The sequence below is a fragment of the Streptomyces sp. NPDC001970 genome, assembly GCF_053594115.1.
In genome coordinates, this window is the sequence record NZ_JBSFDW010000058.1 from 12,337 (window position 1) to 29,200 (window position 16,864).

At 69.5% G+C, this 16,864-nt stretch carries 18 protein-coding genes and 3 pseudogenes; 15 read left to right on the forward strand and 6 right to left on the reverse strand.

The genetic code is table 11. The annotated features are described in order from the left end of the window. Window positions 1–48 precede the first annotated feature (48 nt). The 7 genes from ACWCP0_RS39130 to ACWCP0_RS39160 all read left to right on the forward strand — a co-directional run bounded on the left by ACWCP0_RS39130 (window position 49) and on the right by ACWCP0_RS39160 (window position 7,444). The gene (locus tag ACWCP0_RS39130) at window positions 49–429 is read left to right on the forward strand and encodes a peptidoglycan-binding domain-containing protein (RefSeq protein WP_451083494.1); all 381 of its coding nucleotides are present in this window, start codon (window positions 49–51) and stop codon (window positions 427–429) included. A gap of 302 nt (window positions 430–731) precedes the next feature. Beyond that, on the forward strand, window positions 732–3,071 hold the full coding sequence (locus ACWCP0_RS39135; RefSeq protein ID WP_451083495.1) for a molybdopterin cofactor-binding domain-containing protein: 2,340 nt from the start codon (window positions 732–734) through the stop codon (window positions 3,069–3,071). A gap of 9 nt (window positions 3,072–3,080) precedes the next feature. Next, complete coding sequence (locus tag ACWCP0_RS39140) at window positions 3,081–3,557, forward strand: (2Fe-2S)-binding protein (RefSeq protein WP_451083496.1); 477 nt, start codon at window positions 3,081–3,083, stop codon at window positions 3,555–3,557. Between the two features lie 147 nt (window positions 3,558–3,704). Further along, on the forward strand, window positions 3,705–4,274 hold the full coding sequence (locus tag ACWCP0_RS39145; protein ID WP_451083497.1) for a GNAT family N-acetyltransferase: 570 nt from the start codon (window positions 3,705–3,707) through the stop codon (window positions 4,272–4,274). Between the two features lie 297 nt (window positions 4,275–4,571). Beyond that, complete coding sequence (locus ACWCP0_RS39150) at window positions 4,572–5,687, forward strand: mechanosensitive ion channel family protein (protein ID WP_451083498.1); 1,116 nt, start codon at window positions 4,572–4,574, stop codon at window positions 5,685–5,687. A 217-nt stretch (window positions 5,688–5,904) separates the two neighbouring features. Then, window positions 5,905–6,399 carry a peptidylprolyl isomerase gene (locus tag ACWCP0_RS39155; protein ID WP_451083499.1) on the forward strand — a complete coding sequence of 165 codons (495 nt, stop codon included), beginning with the start codon at window positions 5,905–5,907 and terminating at the stop codon, window positions 6,397–6,399. 154 nt (window positions 6,400–6,553) lie between these two features. Then, a complete protein-coding gene (locus ACWCP0_RS39160; protein ID WP_451083500.1) occupies window positions 6,554–7,444 on the forward strand; it encodes a universal stress protein in 891 nt (296 codons plus the stop codon). A 143-nt stretch (window positions 7,445–7,587) separates the two neighbouring features. On the opposite strand, the gene ACWCP0_RS39165 is transcribed toward ACWCP0_RS39160, so the two are convergent. Then, window positions 7,588–8,067 (reverse strand): VOC family protein, encoded by a 480-nt coding sequence (locus ACWCP0_RS39165; RefSeq protein ID WP_451083501.1) that lies wholly within the window; start codon window positions 8,065–8,067, stop codon window positions 7,588–7,590. A gap of 260 nt (window positions 8,068–8,327) precedes the next feature. On the opposite strand from ACWCP0_RS39165, the gene ACWCP0_RS39170 reads away from it, so the two are divergent. The 3 genes from ACWCP0_RS39170 (at window position 8,328) to ACWCP0_RS39180 (ending at window position 11,550) form a co-directional block, all read left to right on the forward strand. Continuing rightward, on the forward strand, window positions 8,328–9,398 hold the full coding sequence (locus ACWCP0_RS39170) for a sugar ABC transporter substrate-binding protein (protein WP_451083502.1): 1,071 nt from the start codon (window positions 8,328–8,330) through the stop codon (window positions 9,396–9,398). Between the two features lie 68 nt (window positions 9,399–9,466). Then, window positions 9,467–10,261 (forward strand): ATP-binding cassette domain-containing protein, encoded by a 795-nt coding sequence (locus tag ACWCP0_RS39175; protein WP_451083503.1) that lies wholly within the window; start codon window positions 9,467–9,469, stop codon window positions 10,259–10,261. Then, complete coding sequence (locus ACWCP0_RS39180) at window positions 10,258–11,550, forward strand: sugar ABC transporter permease (protein WP_451083504.1); 1,293 nt, start codon at window positions 10,258–10,260, stop codon at window positions 11,548–11,550. The genes ACWCP0_RS39175 and ACWCP0_RS39180 overlap by 4 nt, the downstream gene beginning before the upstream one ends. Before the next feature lie 30 nt (window positions 11,551–11,580). Here ACWCP0_RS39180 and ACWCP0_RS39185 read toward each other — a convergent pair. After that, window positions 11,581–12,459, reverse strand: a pseudogene (locus ACWCP0_RS39185) (SpoIIE family protein phosphatase). A gap of 9 nt (window positions 12,460–12,468) precedes the next feature. Then, on the reverse strand, window positions 12,469–12,618 hold the full coding sequence (locus ACWCP0_RS39190; protein ID WP_451083505.1) for a hypothetical protein: 150 nt from the start codon (window positions 12,616–12,618) through the stop codon (window positions 12,469–12,471). 150 nt (window positions 12,619–12,768) lie between these two features. Here ACWCP0_RS39190 and ACWCP0_RS39195 point away from each other — a divergent pair, with 150 nt between their 5' ends. Then, complete coding sequence (locus ACWCP0_RS39195; RefSeq protein WP_451083511.1) at window positions 12,769–13,284, forward strand: MarR family winged helix-turn-helix transcriptional regulator; 516 nt, start codon at window positions 12,769–12,771, stop codon at window positions 13,282–13,284. Window positions 13,285–13,303: 19 nt separating this feature from the next. On the opposite strand, the gene ACWCP0_RS39200 is transcribed toward ACWCP0_RS39195, so the two are convergent. Then, on the reverse strand, window positions 13,304–13,648 hold the full coding sequence (locus ACWCP0_RS39200; protein WP_451083506.1) for a LysR family transcriptional regulator: 345 nt from the start codon (window positions 13,646–13,648) through the stop codon (window positions 13,304–13,306). A gap of 221 nt (window positions 13,649–13,869) precedes the next feature. Between ACWCP0_RS39200 and ACWCP0_RS39205 the strand changes: the two genes are divergently transcribed. The 4 genes and pseudogenes from ACWCP0_RS39205 to ACWCP0_RS39220 all read left to right on the forward strand — a co-directional run. Next, window positions 13,870–13,992 carry a hypothetical protein gene (locus ACWCP0_RS39205; protein ID WP_451083507.1) on the forward strand — a complete coding sequence of 41 codons (123 nt, stop codon included), beginning with the start codon at window positions 13,870–13,872 and terminating at the stop codon, window positions 13,990–13,992. A gap of 156 nt (window positions 13,993–14,148) precedes the next feature. After that, a complete protein-coding gene (locus tag ACWCP0_RS39210) occupies window positions 14,149–14,586 on the forward strand; it encodes a hypothetical protein (RefSeq protein WP_451083508.1) in 438 nt (145 codons plus the stop codon). 466 nt (window positions 14,587–15,052) lie between these two features. Next, complete coding sequence (locus ACWCP0_RS39215; protein ID WP_451083509.1) at window positions 15,053–15,622, forward strand: TetR/AcrR family transcriptional regulator; 570 nt, start codon at window positions 15,053–15,055, stop codon at window positions 15,620–15,622. A 54-nt stretch (window positions 15,623–15,676) separates the two neighbouring features. Beyond that, a pseudogene (locus ACWCP0_RS39220) lies at window positions 15,677–15,946 on the forward strand (lipase); the annotation flags it as partial. A gap of 63 nt (window positions 15,947–16,009) precedes the next feature. Here ACWCP0_RS39220 and ACWCP0_RS39225 read toward each other — a convergent pair. Then, window positions 16,010–16,378, reverse strand: a pseudogene (locus ACWCP0_RS39225) (DNA polymerase III subunit beta); the annotation flags it as partial. 264 nt (window positions 16,379–16,642) lie between these two features. Continuing rightward, window positions 16,643–16,864 (reverse strand): ABC transporter permease (locus tag ACWCP0_RS39230; RefSeq protein WP_451083510.1); only part of this gene is annotated, 222 nt, incomplete at its 5' end.

Here is a 16,864-nt window from a genome sequence, read left to right on the forward strand (position 1 = left end):
CGGGGATCTCCCCGGCCGCATCCCGCGCGTCGTGGAGGGGGACAAGTCATGCGTTCGATCCGTGCCCGTGTCGGAACCGTCGCTGCCGCAGTCGCAGCCCTGAGCCTCGGTGGTCTCGTGGCGCCGACCGCCGCTCATGCGGACACCTACAGCGAGTGCAACTATGTCAACGACTGGAACCGCCCGACTCTGAAGAAGGGCCCCTACAACTCGAGCACCGCGGCCGCCGTCAAGCAGATCCAGTGCCTGATCAACGTGGGAAGCACCTATCCGACCTGGCTGTCCGTCGACGGCGAGTTCGGACCCGCCACCGACGCCGCGGTCCGTTGGGTGCAGAACTGCAACCGCACGCCCGGTGGCGTGGACGGCGTCGTCGGGTCGAACACCTGGCTGGACCTCTACCTCCCCGACCCGGGATGTGCGCTCTGAACGCTCTGACCCGGTGCGGTGCGGGAGTTCCGCTCCCGTCACGCTGACATCGCCCGCCCGCGCCCCGTCGTCCCCGACGCGGCGCGGGCGGTCTGCGCATGCCACGAGAGCAGGGCCGAAACCGCCGGCTCCCGGTCGGGGAGGCAGGGGCGGCCCCGGCCCCGTCCGGGGTCCCATTCGTCTCGTCCAGCACAAGCAACTGTCCGTGCTCTGGTGTTCCTACCGTTCGGTATGGTCCACTCCGCTTCGGGCCGGAGCGTGTTCGCGTCCGCCGTCGTCGAGAGGACAGCTGGAGGACAGCGATGGGAGTTCACAGCAGCTCACCGGGCCCGGAGGCCGGCGCGGCCCCGGGCGGGATCGGTCGGCGGCGGTTCCTCGGGTATGTCCTGGCCGGATCGACGCTGACGGTGGCCGCGCAGCTCGGCGACGCCGTCCTGGCGCCCGCGGAGGCCGGCGCGGTGGTGCCATCGGTGCCCGGGCCCTCCGAGATCTACGATCTCAACGACATGCTGACCCATGCCGCCCTGCCCACCGCGAATCTGATCAGTATCCGAATCGACTCCGACGGCACGGCGTCCCTGGCGCTGCCCCGGGCCGAGGTCGGCCAGGGCATCACCACCTCCAGCGCGATGCTGATCGCCGAGGAGCTCGACCTGCCGCTCGACAAGGTGAAGGTCACCCTCGCCGACGCGCGGCCGGAGCTGCTGTTCAACCAGCTCACCGGTGGCTCCAACACCACCATCTCGACCTTCACCCCGATCCGGGTGGCGGCCGCCGTCGCCCGTGGCCGGCTGCTGGAGGCCGCTGCCCTGGAGCTGGGGGAGGCGATCGGCACCCTCACCGCGAAGGCCGGGGTCATCACCTCGGCGACCGGACCGAGCCTCACGTACGGCGAACTCGCCGAGAAGGCCGCCTCCGTGACCACCAGCCAGGTCTCCGTCACCCTGAAGAAGTCCTCCGAGTTCAGCGTCATCGGGACCGGCCGGCGCAGGATCGACGCGCTGGACGCGGTGACGGGCCGCAAGACATTCGCGATGGACGTGCGGGTGCCGGACGCGCTGCCGACGATGGTGTGCCGGCCACCGACGGTCAACGGCACGGTCCGCTCGGTGGAGAACCTGGACGAGGTACGGGCCATGCCCGGCGTCACCGATGCGGTGACGATCTCCACCGGCGTCGCCGTCCGCGGCCGCACCTTCGGCCAGTGCATCGACGCGATCCGCGCCCTGAAGGTCGTCTGGGGACCGGGCACCGCCGAAGGCGCCTCCGACGCCACCGTCGCCCAGAAGCTGCGACGCGCCGAACTGCCCCTCGTCGTACCCCCGTTGCCGCTGCTCACCAAGGCCGTCGACGCCCGTTTCACTTTCCACTTCGCCAGCAACAGCGCCCTGGAGACCAACTGCGCCATCGCCGACGTACGCGACGACTCGGCGGAGATCTGGGCGAGTCTGAAGTCGCCCATCGTCGCCCAGGAACAGATCGCCCTTCGGCTCGGCCTGCCGCCCACCGCCGTGAAGGTCCATGTCACCCAGGGCGGCGGCTCGTTCGGGCGGAAGCTGTTCCACGACGCCGCCGCGGAAGCCGCCGAGATCTCCCGGGCCGTGGGCAAGCCGGTGAAGCTGATGTGGCACCGGACCGACGACTTCCGACAGGGCCGCACGCACCCGATGTCCACCTCGCGGGTCCGGGCCACGTACGCACTCGGCGAGGTCCTCACCTACGAGCAGCGGCACACCTCCGTCGCCACCGACTTCGGACACGGGCTCGGCGAGATCATCACCTCGCAGGCGGCCCGGTTGCCCGTCGGTGATCTCACCTTCTCCGAGACGGTCTTCCAGCTCACCCAGCAGAGCCCGTACCACTTCGGTGTCACCACACAGTTGCTCAGCGAGACCGACAAGGGCTTCAACACCGGTTCCATGCGCAACATCTACTCGCCCAACGTCCGCTGCGCACAGGAGCTGATCGTCGACGAGCTGGCCAAGCGGATGGGCAAGGACGCCTGCGCGTTCCGCCGCCAGTACCTCAAGGACGGGCGGGCCAGGGCCGTTCTCGACAAGGTCGCCGAGGTCGGCAGGTGGGGACGCGCCATGCCCGTCGGCATGGGGCAGGGCATCGCGGTCCACCCCGAGTACCACGCCTTCGTGGCCGTCCTCGCCGAGATCGACTGCCGGCCGCAGACGACCGGGCGGCAGATCCCCCACGCATACACGGGGCCGCGCGTCACCAAGGTCGTGTGCGCCGTCGACGCCGGACTCGCCGTCAACCCGCGAGGACTGGAAGCGCAGATGATGGGCGGCATCATGGACGGCATCGCCCTGACCCTGACCTCGGGCCTCCATCTCAAGGACGGGCATTTCCTCGAAAGCAGCTGGGACAACTACTTCTACACCCGGCAGTGGAACACCCCGCCCGAGCTCGAGATCGTCGTGATGCCACCGACCACGGGAACGCCGGGCGGTGCGGGCGAGCTGGCCGTCGCCGGCGCGATGGCCGCCGTGGCCTGTGCCTACGGCCGGGCCACCGGACGGATGCCGACGACCTTCCCGGTCAACCATGGTGAACCGCTGGGCTTCGAGCCGCTGCCCACCACTCCGCCGGTCCCTGCCTCTCCCACCGACGGTCTCGACCACGTCCGCTAGGAGCCACCTGTGCCCCACCACACCTTCATCCTCAACGGCAAGCCGGTGACAGTGGACATCGAGGGCGACGTCCGGCTGCTGTGGGTCCTCCGGGACGTCCTGGGCGTCACCGGTCCGAAGTACGGCTGCGGGGTCGGCGTCTGCAGGGCCTGCACGAGCCACATCAACGGCAAGGCGTTCACTCCCTGCACGGTTCCGGTCGAGGACGTCGGAGCGGCCGACGAGGTCACCACCATCGAGGGCCTGCCCGCCACGGTCGGCAGGGAGCTCCACCCGATGCAGGAGGCCTGGCTGGAGTACGACGTCGTCCAGTGCGGCTACTGCCAGCCCGGCCAGATCATGGCCGCCGTCGCCAAGGTCCGCCAGGCGCGCGAGGCGGGCCGGGAGATCGTCGAGTCCGACCTCGACGAGATCCGCAACATCTGCCGCTGCGGCACCTACAACCGCATCCGGGAGGCCATCGTGGCGGGCGCGAAGCAGTTCTAGGCAGACCGATGCTCGACCGGCTCAGGACGGCTCAGGACGGCTCAGGACGGCTGGTTCACACGCCGCGGACGCCCGTGACGCCTCGCGTGCGAAGATCCCATCGCAGTGCGCACCGGGTGCGCTGGGTTCTGCCCCTGGACGGTGACGATGTACGCGATACGCCTGGGCGACGACGGCGCGGAGCTGCGCCCGCTCGAGCCGTGGCAGGCAGAGGAGTTCCTGGCACACATCGACCGAGGGCGGGAGTTCATCGGCAGACACAACGCGCTCCCCGACGTCGTCACGGACCTGGAATCGAGCCGGGCGTTCCTCCGGACGTACGCGGAGAAGGGCGCGGCCGACGCCGGGCGGATCCACGGCATCTGGACGGAGGGCACGCTGGTCGGCGCGGTCATCTTCCGGAGGATGGACGTCACGCAGGGCACCGCCGAGGCGGGCTGCTGGCTGGAGCCGTCGGCGGTGGGCAAGGGGCTGGTGACCAGGGCCGCGCGTGTGATCATCGACTGGGCCGTCGAGGAGCGGGGAATCCACCGCATGGAGTGGTGGGTCTCGACGGCGAACGAAGCCAGCATCGCCGTGGCCCGGCGGCTGGGGATGACGAAGGACGGCGTGCTGCGGGAGAGCTGTCTGTACCGGGGAGAGCGGCACGACGAGGAGGTCTGGTCGGTACTTGCCCCGGAGTGGCGGACCGGCAAGCAGGCGACACACAGGCCGTGAGAAGGTCCAAGTCCCTCAGGGCAGCCAGACGTTGAGGGGGTACAGGCCCCCGGAGCCGTGCCGGGGCGGGGTCCCCGCAGCGCTCGTCGCGGCATGCGGCAGGATGACACGTCACGCCGAGTGGACTGGTACGTCCTCGATCCGCCTCCTCGACGTACGTTCTCGACGCGACCGCACAACCGCACTCCCAGAATGCACAGGTAGCAAGGTGACGACACATCACATCCGGCTCTCAGCGGCGACCGCACGGGTAACCAGCGCCGCCCGCGCTCTTCCCCGTGCAAAGGGAGGGGACCGTTGAACCGGGACCTCACACTGCACGACGTCCTCGTCGCCGGAATCGCGGTCGCGGCAGGACTTGCGGCCGCCCTGGTGCTGCGCGTGATCCTGAAATGGCTCGGCGAGCGGGCCGACAAGACCCGCTGGGGCGGCGACGACATCATCGTCGCCGCACTTCGGGCACTGGTCCCCTGGGCCGCGATCACCGGCGGCGCGGCGGTCGCGGCGTCGGCGCTGCCGCTCAACGCCAGGGTCGAACGCAACGTCACGATGACGCTCACCGCCGTGCTCATCATGGCCGCGACCCTCACGGTCGCGCGGATCGTCGCCGGTCTGGTGCAGGCCCTGGCGGACTCCCGGTCCGGTGTCGCCGGTTCGGCCACCATATTCGTGAACATCACGCGCGTCGTGGTGTCCGCCATCGGTTTTCTCGTCGTGCTGGAGACCCTGGGCGTCTCGATCGCGCCGCTCCTCACCGCGCTGGGCGTGGGCGGTCTGGCGGTGGCCCTGGCCCTGCAGGACACGCTGGCCAACCTCTTTGCCGGGGTGCACATCCTGGCTTCCAGAACGGTGCAGCCCGGTCACTACATCAGGCTGAGCAGCGGCGAGGAGGGCTATGTCGTCGACATCAACTGGCGCAACACCGTGGTGCGCACGCTCTCCGAGAACCTGGTGATCATCCCGAACACGAAGCTGTCCGGCACCAACATGACCAACTACCACCGCCCGGAGCGGCTGATGACGCTCAACGTCCAGGTGGGAGTCGGCTACGACAGCGACCTGGACCATGTCGAGCGCGTCACCACCGAGGTCGTCGAGAGCGTGATGGCGGACGTCTCCGGTGGCGTGCCCGACCATGAACCGGCCGTGCGCTTCCACACGTTCGGCGACTCCAGGATCGGGTTCACGGTGATCCTGGGGGTGGGCGAGTTCAGCGACCAGTACCGGATCAAGCACGAGTTCATCAAGCGGCTGCACCGGCGCTACCGCGCCGAGGGCATCAGCGTCCCCGCTCCGACGCGGAACATCGCCGTGCAGCAGGGAGAGTTGCCGATTCCCCACCAGCGCCTCGCGCCGGAGCCGACGGCCGCGCCGCCGGCGCATCGGAGCCCCGCGGTGGGCGGAAGCCTGTAGGGCCGTCCGAGGGCCGGGGCTCGCCGGGCGGCGGGCAGGGTTCAAGGGCTCGCTGCCTGTCGGGGAAGCAGGTCCCCGTCGGCGTGCACCGGCGGGGACCGAGGCGGGTCCCCGCCGGCCAGGTCGGTTGACCGGCGGCTTCTACCACAGGGGCCCGAGTTCCGCGTCACGGTGGGTCTGGTGTGAGTTCTGTGACCACAGGTGTCAGGATGAAGTCATGAGTAACGTTTTCTTCGACATCACCATCAACGACCAGCCCGCCGGGCGGATCGTCTTCACGCTCTTCGACGACGTCGTCCCGAAGACGGCCAAGAACTTCCGCGAGCTCGCCACGGGCGAGCACGGCTACGGTTACGAGGGCTCCTCGTTCCACCGCATCATCCCCGACTTCATGCTCCAGGGCGGCGACTTCACCGCCGGCAACGGCACCGGGGGCAAGAGCATCTACGGCGAGAAGTTCGCCGACGAGAACTTCCAGGTCAAGCACACCAAGCCCGGCCAGCTCTCGATGGCCAACGCGGGCGCGAACACCAACGGCTCGCAGTTCTTCATCACCACCATCGTCACCGACTGGCTCGACAACAAGCACGTCGTCTTCGGCGAGGTCGTCGAGGGCATGGACGTCGTGAAGCAGATCGAGTCCCTCGGCTCGCGCAGCGGCGCCCCCAAGGCGAAGGTCACGATCGCCAAGTCGGGCGTCGTCGAGGGCTGACCCCCCTCCTCGCGGCTCCAGGCCCCGGGCGCATCGCCTCCGCAGCATGAGCAGCGGGCCGTCCGCCCCGGGCCGGAGCGCCGGGTGTAGCAATGGCGAGGCCGGGGAACCCGTTACCGGTCGCGCCCTCGAACCAAACGGAGACACATTCCCCATGGCCCCACCCATCACCGCAGGAGTGGACGGATCACCGGAGAGCCTGGCAGCCCTGGGCTGGGCGGCCCGTGAGGCATCGCTGCGCGGCCTCCCGCTGCATATCGTGCACGCCTGGCTGTGGCAGCCCCTGGACGTGCCGATCGTCCAGGACAGGGATGCGCAGGCCCAGTCGGCAGACAGCCTGCTGCGCGAGGCCGAGAAGGACGTGGTCGGGCGCCACCCGGACCTGACGGTCACGGCCGAGGTGGTGCCGGACACGGCGGTCGCCGCGCTGCTGAGCGAGGCCGAGCGGTCCGAGATGCTGGTCCTCGGCTCACGTGGGCACGGCGCGCTGGTCGGCTTCCTGGTCGGCTCGTACGGTCAGCAGGTGATCGCCTCCGCCGCGTGCCCCGTCGTCTCGGTCCGCGCCCCCGCCGGGGACGCCCAGCCGCAGCCCCAGGATCAGGTTCAGGACGGCGGTGAGATCGTCGTGGGCCAGCAGGGCTCGGCGGAGGACAGCGCCGCGGTGCTGGGCTTCGCCTTCGGGACGGCCGCCGAACGCGGTGCGGCCGTGCGCGCGGTGCGGGCCTGGAGCCTGCCCACCCTCTACACCTACAGCCCGGGGTCGCTGCGCCTCGCCGACGAGGCGGGAGGGCTGGAGCCGTACGAGAAGGAAGCGCTGGCGGAGGCGCTCGCGCCCTGGCGGGAGCGCTTCCCCGACGTGCCGGTGACCGAGCACGTCGAGATCGGCAGCGCGGGGCAGGTGCTGCTGTCGGCGGTCTCCGGCGCGCAGCTGCTCGTGGTCGGCCGCCGGGCACATCGCTCCCCGATCGGTTCGCGCATCGGGTCCGTGGCCCACGCCGCGCTGCACCATGCGCCCATCCCCGTGGCGGTCGTACCCCCGGCCTGACCGCTGTCGGTCTCCAGCGAGGGACCGCCGGCACGCCGTCCCTGAGGGGGCGCACCTGAGCGCGCCCCCTCGGCGACGGCCTTGCGCCCTACCCCCCTCGGCGACGGCCTTGCGCCCTACCCCCTCGGCGACGGCCTTGCGCCCTACTCCCCCTCGTGCGCCCTCTTCAGGGCGGCGATGTCGAACTTGACCATCGAGAGCATCGCTTCGGTGGCCCGCTTCGCCTTGTCCGGATCCGGATCACTGATCATCTCGGCGAGGCCTGCGGGGATGACCTGCCAGGACACGCCGTACTTGTCCCTCAGCCAGCCGCACTGGACCTCCTGGCCGCCCTCGGTGAGCCTGCTCCAGAAGTGGTCCAGTTCGTCCTGGTCGTCGCAGAGGATCTGGAACGAGACGGCCTCGTTGAAGGTGAACTGAGACCCGCCGTTGACGGCGACGAACTTCTGGCCGTTGGCCTCGAACTCGACGGTCAGTACCGATCCCGCGGGCCCCGGCCCGGCCTCGTTGTAGCGGCTGATCCGTCCGATCCGGGAATTCTTGAAGATCGAGACGTAGTGGTTCGCGGCCTCCTCGGCCTGCCCGTCGAACCACAGGCACGTGGTGAATCCGTCCGTGGGCATCCGGTACCTCCTCGCAGTCGGGAGTCGTACGGATGTCGACCGGTTCCGAGCGGAGAACTCATCGGCCGGCCGCTCGGGAGATTCCGGAGGATCCCGTAGGACCGCCTGTCCTTCGGCCGGGGGCCACCGGCGTCGCTGTTTCAGCGTTTTCCCATACATTGGTAAATATGTCGGTTCGACTCCAGACGGCTCACAGCCGCCGGAGACGTGGCGGGCAGATCGCTCGGATCAAGAACGGTCCGGGTCGTGCTGTCGTCGCCGTGACAGCGGTCTCCGCACTCACCGCTCTCGCCGCCTGCGGGACGGTCGGCGAGGCAGGCGACGACGGCGGTGGCAAGACCTCCGGCAGTTTCACGATCGGGCTGCTGCTCCCGGACACCCACACCGCTCGCTGGGCAACCGCGGACAAGCCCCTGATCATGAAGAGGATCAAGGAGCTGTGCCCCGACTGCAGGGTCGCCCACGCCTACGCATCGGCGGACGTGGCCACCCAGCAGCAGCAGATCGAGTCCATGATCGCGAACGGTGCCAAGGTGCTGATCGTCGATCCCGTCGACGACAAGGCGCTCCGCTCCTCGATCACCAGCGCCCGGGCCGCGGATGTCCCGGTGGTCTCCTACGACCGTCTCGCCGAAGGCCCCGTCTCCGCCTACTCCAGCTACGACTCCGAGGAGATCGGCAGGATCCAGGCCGAGCAGCTCCTCAAGGCGATGGGCCCCAAGGCGCGCGGCGGGCAGGTCGTGATGATGAACGGCGACCCCACCGACCCGAACACCAGGGCCCTGGTGAAGGGTGCGCGCTCCGTGCTCGAGGGCAAGGTGAGGATCGCCAGGTCGTACTACACCGCCGGGTGGATTCCGGAGAACGCGTTCCGGAACATGTCCGCCGCCATCGCCGAGCTGGGTGCCGACAGGATCGACGGCGTCCTGTCGGCCAACGACGGGCTCGCGGGTGGCGTCGTCACGGCGCTCAAGGCCGCCGACGTCCGTCCGCTGCCTCCTGTCACCGGTCAGGATGCCGACCTCTCGGCCGTGCGGCGGATCGTCAAGGGCGAGCAGTACGTCACCGTGTACAAGTCCTTCGAGGCGGAGGCCAATGCAGCCGCCGAGATGGCCGTCGCCCTGGGCCGAGGCGAAAAGCTCGACGCCATCGCCACGGACCGCGTCAGCAACGACACCAGCAAGGACATCCCGGCCGTACTGGGGCCCCTCGTCCCCGTAACCGTCGGCACGATCAAGGACACGGTCGTCAAGAGCGGCCTCTACACGATCAACCAGATCTGCACCCCGGCGGTCGAAGCCGCCTGCAGGAAAGCGGGCCTCACCGGGTAGTCGGCCCGGCGCGTCGACCTCGCACGGCGTGCCGCTCATGGGCCGGGTCGACGGGACGGGCGAAGGAGATGGTTCACGTGCCAAGCACACCCCTGCTGGCGATGCGCGGAATCTGCAAACGGTTCGGTGTCGTCTGGGCACTGCGGGACGTCGAGCTGGAGATCCACGCCGGGGAGGTCGTCGCCCTGGTGGGCGACAACGGTGCGGGCAAGTCCACCCTCGTCAAGGTGATCACCGGCGCCGGCCCCGCCGACGCGGGCGTCATCGAGTGGAACGGCCGTCCCGTCCGGATCTCCCGCCCCCGTGACGCCCAGGCCCTGGGCATCGCCGGCGTCTACCAGGACCTCGCACTGTGCGAGACGCTCGATGTCGTCGGCAACCTCTTCCTCGGCCGTGAGATCGGCAGGACGGGAATCCTCGACGAGGTGTCCATGGAGCGCCGGGCCCGGGAACTGGACCTGCTGGACACCGTCTTGATACGCATCCCCAGCGTCCGCGTCCCCGTCGCCTCCCTCTCCGCCGGCCAGCGCCAGACGGTCGCGATCGCCCGCGCGCTCCTGGACGAACCCCGACTGCTCATCCTCGACGAACCCACCGCCGCGCTGGGCATGCGGCAGACCGTCCACTTCCTCGACCTGATCGAGGGACTGCGGGAACGAGGGATCGGCGTCCTCCTCGTCAGCCACAACCTGGGGGACGTCAAGGCCGTCGCGGACCGGGTCGCGGTGCTCTACCTCGGTCACAACAACGGATTCTTCAGCGTGCCGACCACGTCGCAGGAGCAGATCGTCTCCTCAATCACCGGTGCCACCCACAATGCCGTGACCCATCGCAAGGCCCAGTCGTGGGAGGGAGCGATGTGAACAGGACTGGAGCATCGGAGAACCTCGACCCCACCAGAGCGGGTGGCGGCGAGCCGGACCGCACCGCGCCCACAGCAGTCGACCGACGCCGAAGAGCGGACGAAGGCGGCTTCAGGAGCTACGCCGGCGACTTCGGCCGCAAGCTGCGCAGCGGCGAACTCGGATCGCTTCCCGGCATCATCGGCGTCGTCGTGATCTGGACCATCTTCCAGAGCCTTGACCAGCAGTTCCTCTCACCCCGCAACATCTCCAACCTCAGCATGGACATCGTCGGCACGGGCATGATCGCCCTCGGCCTCGTCTTCGTGATGCTGCTCGGCGACATGGACCTGTCGGTCGCCTCGGTCAGCGGGCTCACGGCGGCGGTGTTCGCCGTGCTCAACGTGAACAACGGCATGCCGGAGTGGATGGCGATCGTCGCCGCGATGGTCGTCGGGGCGCTGATCGGAGCCTTCCAGGGATTCTTCGCGGCCAGGATCGGCGTACCGGCCTTCGTCGTCACCCTGGCGGGGCTGCTGGCCTGGAACGGTCTCACGCTGTACGTCCTGGGCGCGAGCGGCACGATCAACCTCCCGGAGCAGGGCGTGATCCACGCCCTGACCAGTTACTACTTCCACGACCCGGCGGTCGCCTACGGGCTGGCCGGGCTCAGCGTGGCCGCGTACTTCCTGACGTCCTACCGGGACGCCCGCCGCCGCAGGGTCGCCGGTGTGTCGGCGAAGCCGGTCAGCGTCATCGCGGCGCGCACCGGCGCGGTGGCACTGGTCGCCTTCGCCGCCGCGTATGTGCTCAACCGGTTCGAGGGCCTGCCGCTCGCCCTGCTGATCTTCCTGGTCTTCATCGTCGGCCTCGACTTCGTCCTTCGCCGCACTTTCTACGGACGCAAGCTCTTCGCCATCGGCGGGGGTGCCGAGGCGGCCCGCCGCGCCGGTCTCAACGTGGTGTGGCTGCGGATCTCGGCCTTCATGGTGTCCGGGACGCTGGCCGCTGTCGGCGGACTCTTCCTCGCCTCACGCGTCGCCGCGGTGGGCCAGACCGCGGGCTCCACCATCCTGCTGATCAACGCCGTCGCCGCGGCCGTCATCGGCGGTGTCAGCCTGTTCGGTGGGCGCGGGAAGGCCTGGTCCGTACTGCTCGGCATGCTGGTCATTCAGTCGATCGCCTCGGGCATGGTGCTGCTGGGCATCCCGACGCCCATGCAATCCGTGATCACCGCTGGTGTGCTCCTCGCCGCCGTGGTCCTCGACTCGCTGTCGCGCCACTCGCAGAAGGCGCACGGCAGGGCTTGACCGCGCAGGTGCGGGACCGGGGAGGGGGAGTCAGAGGCGGACGATGACCAGGGCGGTGTCGTCGGTGGGGCCGCCGACCGGAAGCAGGTCGGTCAGCAGGGCATCGGCGAGAGGTTCGGACTCGGCTCCCCGGTGGCGGGCGAGGCTTTCGGCGAGGCGGGTCGGGCCCGTGTCGATGTCCTCGCGGCGGCGTTCGACGAGGCCGTCGGTATGGAGGACGAGGGTGGCGCCGTCGGTGAAGGTGGTGGTGGCCTGAGGGCTCGGGACGTGCTCGGGGCGGCCGCCGAGAGGGGGGTCGGTGGCCTGGTCGAGGAAGTCGACGGTGCCGTCGGGACACAGGAGCGCGGACGGCGGGTGACCGGCGCTGCTGTAGGTGAGAGTGCGGGAGTCCCGGTTGATGAAGGTGAGGATGGCGGTGGTGGATTCGGCGCCGTCGACGGAGCGGGCGTACAGACCGAGGGCGTCCAGAGCGGCCGCGGGGCCGTCGGTGACACGACAGGCGGCGCTCAAGCGCGCTGCGCAGCTGCCCCATGACACAGGCGGCGGCCAGGCCGTGGCCGACGACGTCGCCGACGCCGACCGCGACGCGGTCGCCGTGCAGTTCGACCATGTCGTACCAGTCGCCGCACTGTTCCTGCCAGGCGCCGGGCCGATCGGGGTCCTCGACGTCGTACCGCTGCAGGACCATGGAGTCGGGTTGCCCGGTGGCCGCCACCCGCTCCAACGAGGCCCTGAGGTTGCGCATCCCGGTCGCCTTCGTGTCGTGCGGGTTGTCAGGGAACACGCGAACACATAACGGCCGAGCAACTGCTCCGCGGTGCGTCCGAACAGGCGCAGACAGGCGCCGTTGACGTCGGCGTACTTCAGATCGGGGGTGAGCAGCGCCACGGCCCCGGGCAAGGCGTGGATGACGGCTCGTCAGTGGATCCGGGGGGTGGTCATGGGGCGTGCCGCCGGGGCCTGCGCGATCCGGTCGTCCGTGCCACCTGCCGTTGCCCCGCCGGGAGCTCTCGGGGGCCGCGCCGCGTCCGCGGCCGTCTCGGTGTCGAACTCCCTCACTCGCACCATGACGCGACCATACGCATTTCAGGATCAAACCGTCAGCATTCGGTCGCTGGACATCTCGACCGGCACCATTTATCTTCGAGTTTCATTGACACTGTTAAATGATCTCCTGCGAGTAACAGTCGCCCCCTTGATACGATGGATGGCGTGATAATGAACGCGGACCTGGCAGACCCCCTCGAAGCCGAAACCCTCGAAGCCGAAACCCTCGAAGCCGAAACCCTCGAGACCGACCCCCTCGACCGGCTCGGCTTCCTGCTCGCCCGGCACGGCGCCATCGCCAGCAGTCGTGTGGAGCACGCCTTCTCGCTCTGCGGCCTGACGCCTCGCCAGGGCACGACCCTGATACTGCTCGGCAGATCGGGCAACATGAGCCAGCGCAACGTGGCGGGGGCCCTCGAGGTCGACCCGAGCGTCCTGTGCGGGATCCTCAACGACCTGGAGGCCGCGCACTTCGTCGAACGCCGTCGCGACCCCGCGGACCGGCGCCGTCACATCGTGACGATCACCGAGGCGGGCAGCCGCGTCCTGGCGAAGACCCAGGACGCCATCGCCGAGGTCGAGCAGGAACTGTTCGCGGACTTCGCTCCCGAGGAGCTCTCGACCCTGCGTGGCCTCCTGATCCGGGTCAGGACCTCCATGAGCGATCTCGTCTGCACCGAACACTGATCCACCCGCCGTCAGGCGATCATGGGGCCACGGGCATCGCCCGTGGCCCCATGCGACGAAGGGGGTCGAAGTCCGCCTCCCGCAGGACAAGGTCGCGTGGACGCTTCAAGGTGCGGGCGGCATCGAACGCGCGGGCGACGAGTTCGGCCGCGATCAGGGGTGCACACCCATGCGGATCGTTTCGGTGACCGGACCGGCCAGCCGCTGGGCCTCGGCGGCAAGCGCCGAGGACGCGCTCGATCAGGGGCAGGATCCGTGCGCCGTGCTCGGTGGGCCTCACCCCGCGCGGTGAGCGGTCGAACAGCTTCACGCCGAGCTTCCCCTCCAGCCGCGCGACGCCGCTCGGCAAGGCAGGCTGCGTCACCCGTAAGCCCGAGCGGCATCACTGAAGGACTTCGTCCAGGAAGCGGGCCTGGGCATAGCGCAACGCCTCGATGTTCACGACTCCCTCCCCCTGGCCATAACCACCCGTTATATCCGCATTACTCGTGATCCCCTACCGGAGCCGCGCGGAGTCGCCTACGGTCCGTTCCGGCGGCGCTTGCGATTCGCAAGCGGCTGAACCCGCACCAAGGAGGACACGTCATGCCCAGCAACACCCTCGACTTCACCGGGCAGAAGGTCATCGCCATCGGCCGTTTCGCGTACGGCGAGACCTCCCTGGACCGGCACACCAATCCCCGCGGCGCACCCTGTTCATTCCAATGAGTCGACAGTCACACCTTCTAACTCATTGACGCGCATCAACGATCTGATAGCGTCAACGCATGACGTCGATCAGCCGTATTGGCCAATCGGGTCAACGGCACAGCACGTCGATCGTTCGACGCCCGCTCCGAGCGGGCGATGCAAGGAGACAGGACCATGAAGAAGCTCGTGCGCCGCATCGCAACGGCAGCCGCTTCGGCCACGCTGGCCGGTAGCGCCCTCATCGCCGTCGGGAGCCCCGCTTCGGCGGCCGCGCTCCCCGCCGATCAGCAGGGTCACCCCGGCGCCGTCGCCCACGTCGCTGCAGAGCGAAGCGACCAGAGCCTGGCCGGCCTCGCCGAGCTCAGCGAGGGGCGCTCCCTCTGGGACGGGCATCGCGACTGGCACGGCGCGCGGGACCACCGTGGCTACGCGTACTGGCAGTCCAGCGACCACGGCCGCCAGCTGCGCTACGACGGCCACCGCGTCTACCACTTGATCGACGGACGGTGGGCCGTGGTCATCCCGGCGGACGAGCACGCATACGGCTTCGACCGCTGGCACTTCGACCAGCTCTGGTCCCTCTACTCCGCCGAGAACCAGCGCAGCATCTGACCGAGACCGGCCAGGAAAGCCCCACCCGGAGAAGACCATGCAGCAATCAGCCCGCCTCATCAATGTCTTTCGGCGCCTCCGGCCGATCACGGAAGCCGGTACCGGCCGACACCGTGGGCAGTCGGCATTCGAGCGTCCTTCCGCCCTGGACCTGCCCGGGGAGGGCAGGCATCGCCGCACCGAAGCCGCTGCCGCCCGCACCCCCGCACGACCCGTCCCCGCCATGCTGACGACCGGATGAGCCCCGCCGCGCCCAGGCCCGACCGACGGGCCACCATCGCAGCCGTGCAGCGCCGTCACTCGTGGCCGGGCTCAGGACGCTGAAGACGAAGGCGATCAGTCCGACGCCGACCGCGCAGCGCGCCCGTACGCCCTCGGCCGGCGACCCGCCTTCGCATCGAACAGACCAATTTGCCTAAAGGTGTTAGGCAATTGCATAATCGAGTCTGCCGATGAGAGGAAAGGCATGGCTCGCGCAGGACTGACCACGGAACGCCTGACCCGGGCCGGGGCGGAACTCGCCGACGAGGTCGGATTCGACCAGGTGACCGTCTCGGCACTCGCCAGGCGGTTCGATGTCAAGGTCGCGAGCCTGTACTCGCATCTGAAGAGCTCCCAGGACCTCAAGACCAAGATCGCCCTGCTCGCCCTGGAGGAGCTCGCCGACCGGGCCGCCGAGGCCCTGGCCGGTCGGGCCGGCAAGGACGCCCTGGCCGCCTTCGCCAACGTCTACCGTGATTACGCCCGGGAGCATCCCGGTCGCTACGCCGCAGCCCAGTTGAGGCTGACTCCCGAGGCAGCTGCCGCCAGCGCCGGCGGCAGGCACGCGCAGATGACGCGGGCGATCCTGCGCGGCTACGACCTGACGGAGCCGGACCAGACGCACGCGGTGCGGCTGCTGGGCAGCGTCTTCCACGGCTACGTCAGCCTCGAGATGGGGGGCGGGTTCAGCCACAGCGCCCCCGACACTCAGGAGACCTGGTCACGGATCGTGGAAGCCCTCGACGCCCTGCTGCGGAACTGGCCCGCGCCCTGACCCAACGCCGGCCGGACCGACCCCTGCGCAGACGTCGACCAGCGGGCTGAGGCCATGCACACCGAGCACCACTGGATCACCACACCCGTCACCGCGGACCTCCTGCGCGGCGCCATGGACCTTCAGCACACCGCGCACGGTGTGCTGCGGCACCGGCTGCCCGCCCGGGCCCGCGCCCAGTGCGCCGACGGACAACTCGCCATGGCGGAGGCCCAGCCCTCCGGCGTACGGCTGGCCTTCCGCACCCGGGCCACCACGGTCGAACTGGACGCGCTGCCCACCCAACGGATCCACGTGGGCGCCCTGCCCCGCCCGGACGGTGTTGCGCCTTGAACGCGGCCCCAAGTTGACCGTCTGGGGAGACCGGCGGAGCGCCTGCCCCAGTGGTCAGTTCTCCAGGCGGACAGGCATCAGTATCGAAAAGGTGTCCTCGGTGTCGGTCCGGCGGACCGCCAGGGGCGCCGTAGGGGCGCCGAACTCCAGAACCAGCTGGTCCCGGGCTCCCGCGGCCAGGGCACGCAGCAGGAACTCGCGGTTGACGGCGACGCGGTCCTTGTCGTCGTCACCGTCTTCACAGACGGTGACCACGCCGTCGGCTGCCACCTTGAGCACGCTGAGATCACAGGAAGCGCCGTCCTGCTCACGCACCTCGCTTGCACGGACGGGGCCGGTTTCCACCGCCTTCCTGAAAGCCGGGACATCGACAAGGGCACGGCGCCCTGTCGGCAGGCGGACGAGGCGACGGTAATCAGGGAACTTCCGGCCGGTTCTCGGTGTTCGGCATGGCGTTGGGCGGGGTCGCTGTGGTGGGCGTTGCGGGTGGCGGGGGTTGCGTGGTGTGGTTGCTCGTGGCGGCCGAATGGCTTGGGGTGTTGGGGGAGTTCCGGCTGTCGTTGTCGGCGGCGTGGGGCCGGTGGGTGGCTGATGACGTGGGCGGGGCGGCGTACGCCGATGGGGTGTCGGGGTACGCCGCCCTGGGGCGGGACGAGCTATGGAAGGCAGCCCGCGCTGTCAGGCGGGCTATTTCGGGTCGCGGTTGAACTGCGCCGTCGACCAGCGGTAGCCGAGCGCGGACAGGGCGACGCACCAGGCGATGGCGATCCACCCGTTGTTGCCGATCTCGGTGCCGAGCAGCAGCCCGCGCAGGGTCTCGATGGCCGGGGTGAACGGCTGGTACTCGGCGATCGGCTGGAACCAGCCCGGCATCGTCTCGGCCGGGATGAAGGCGCTCGAGATGAGCGG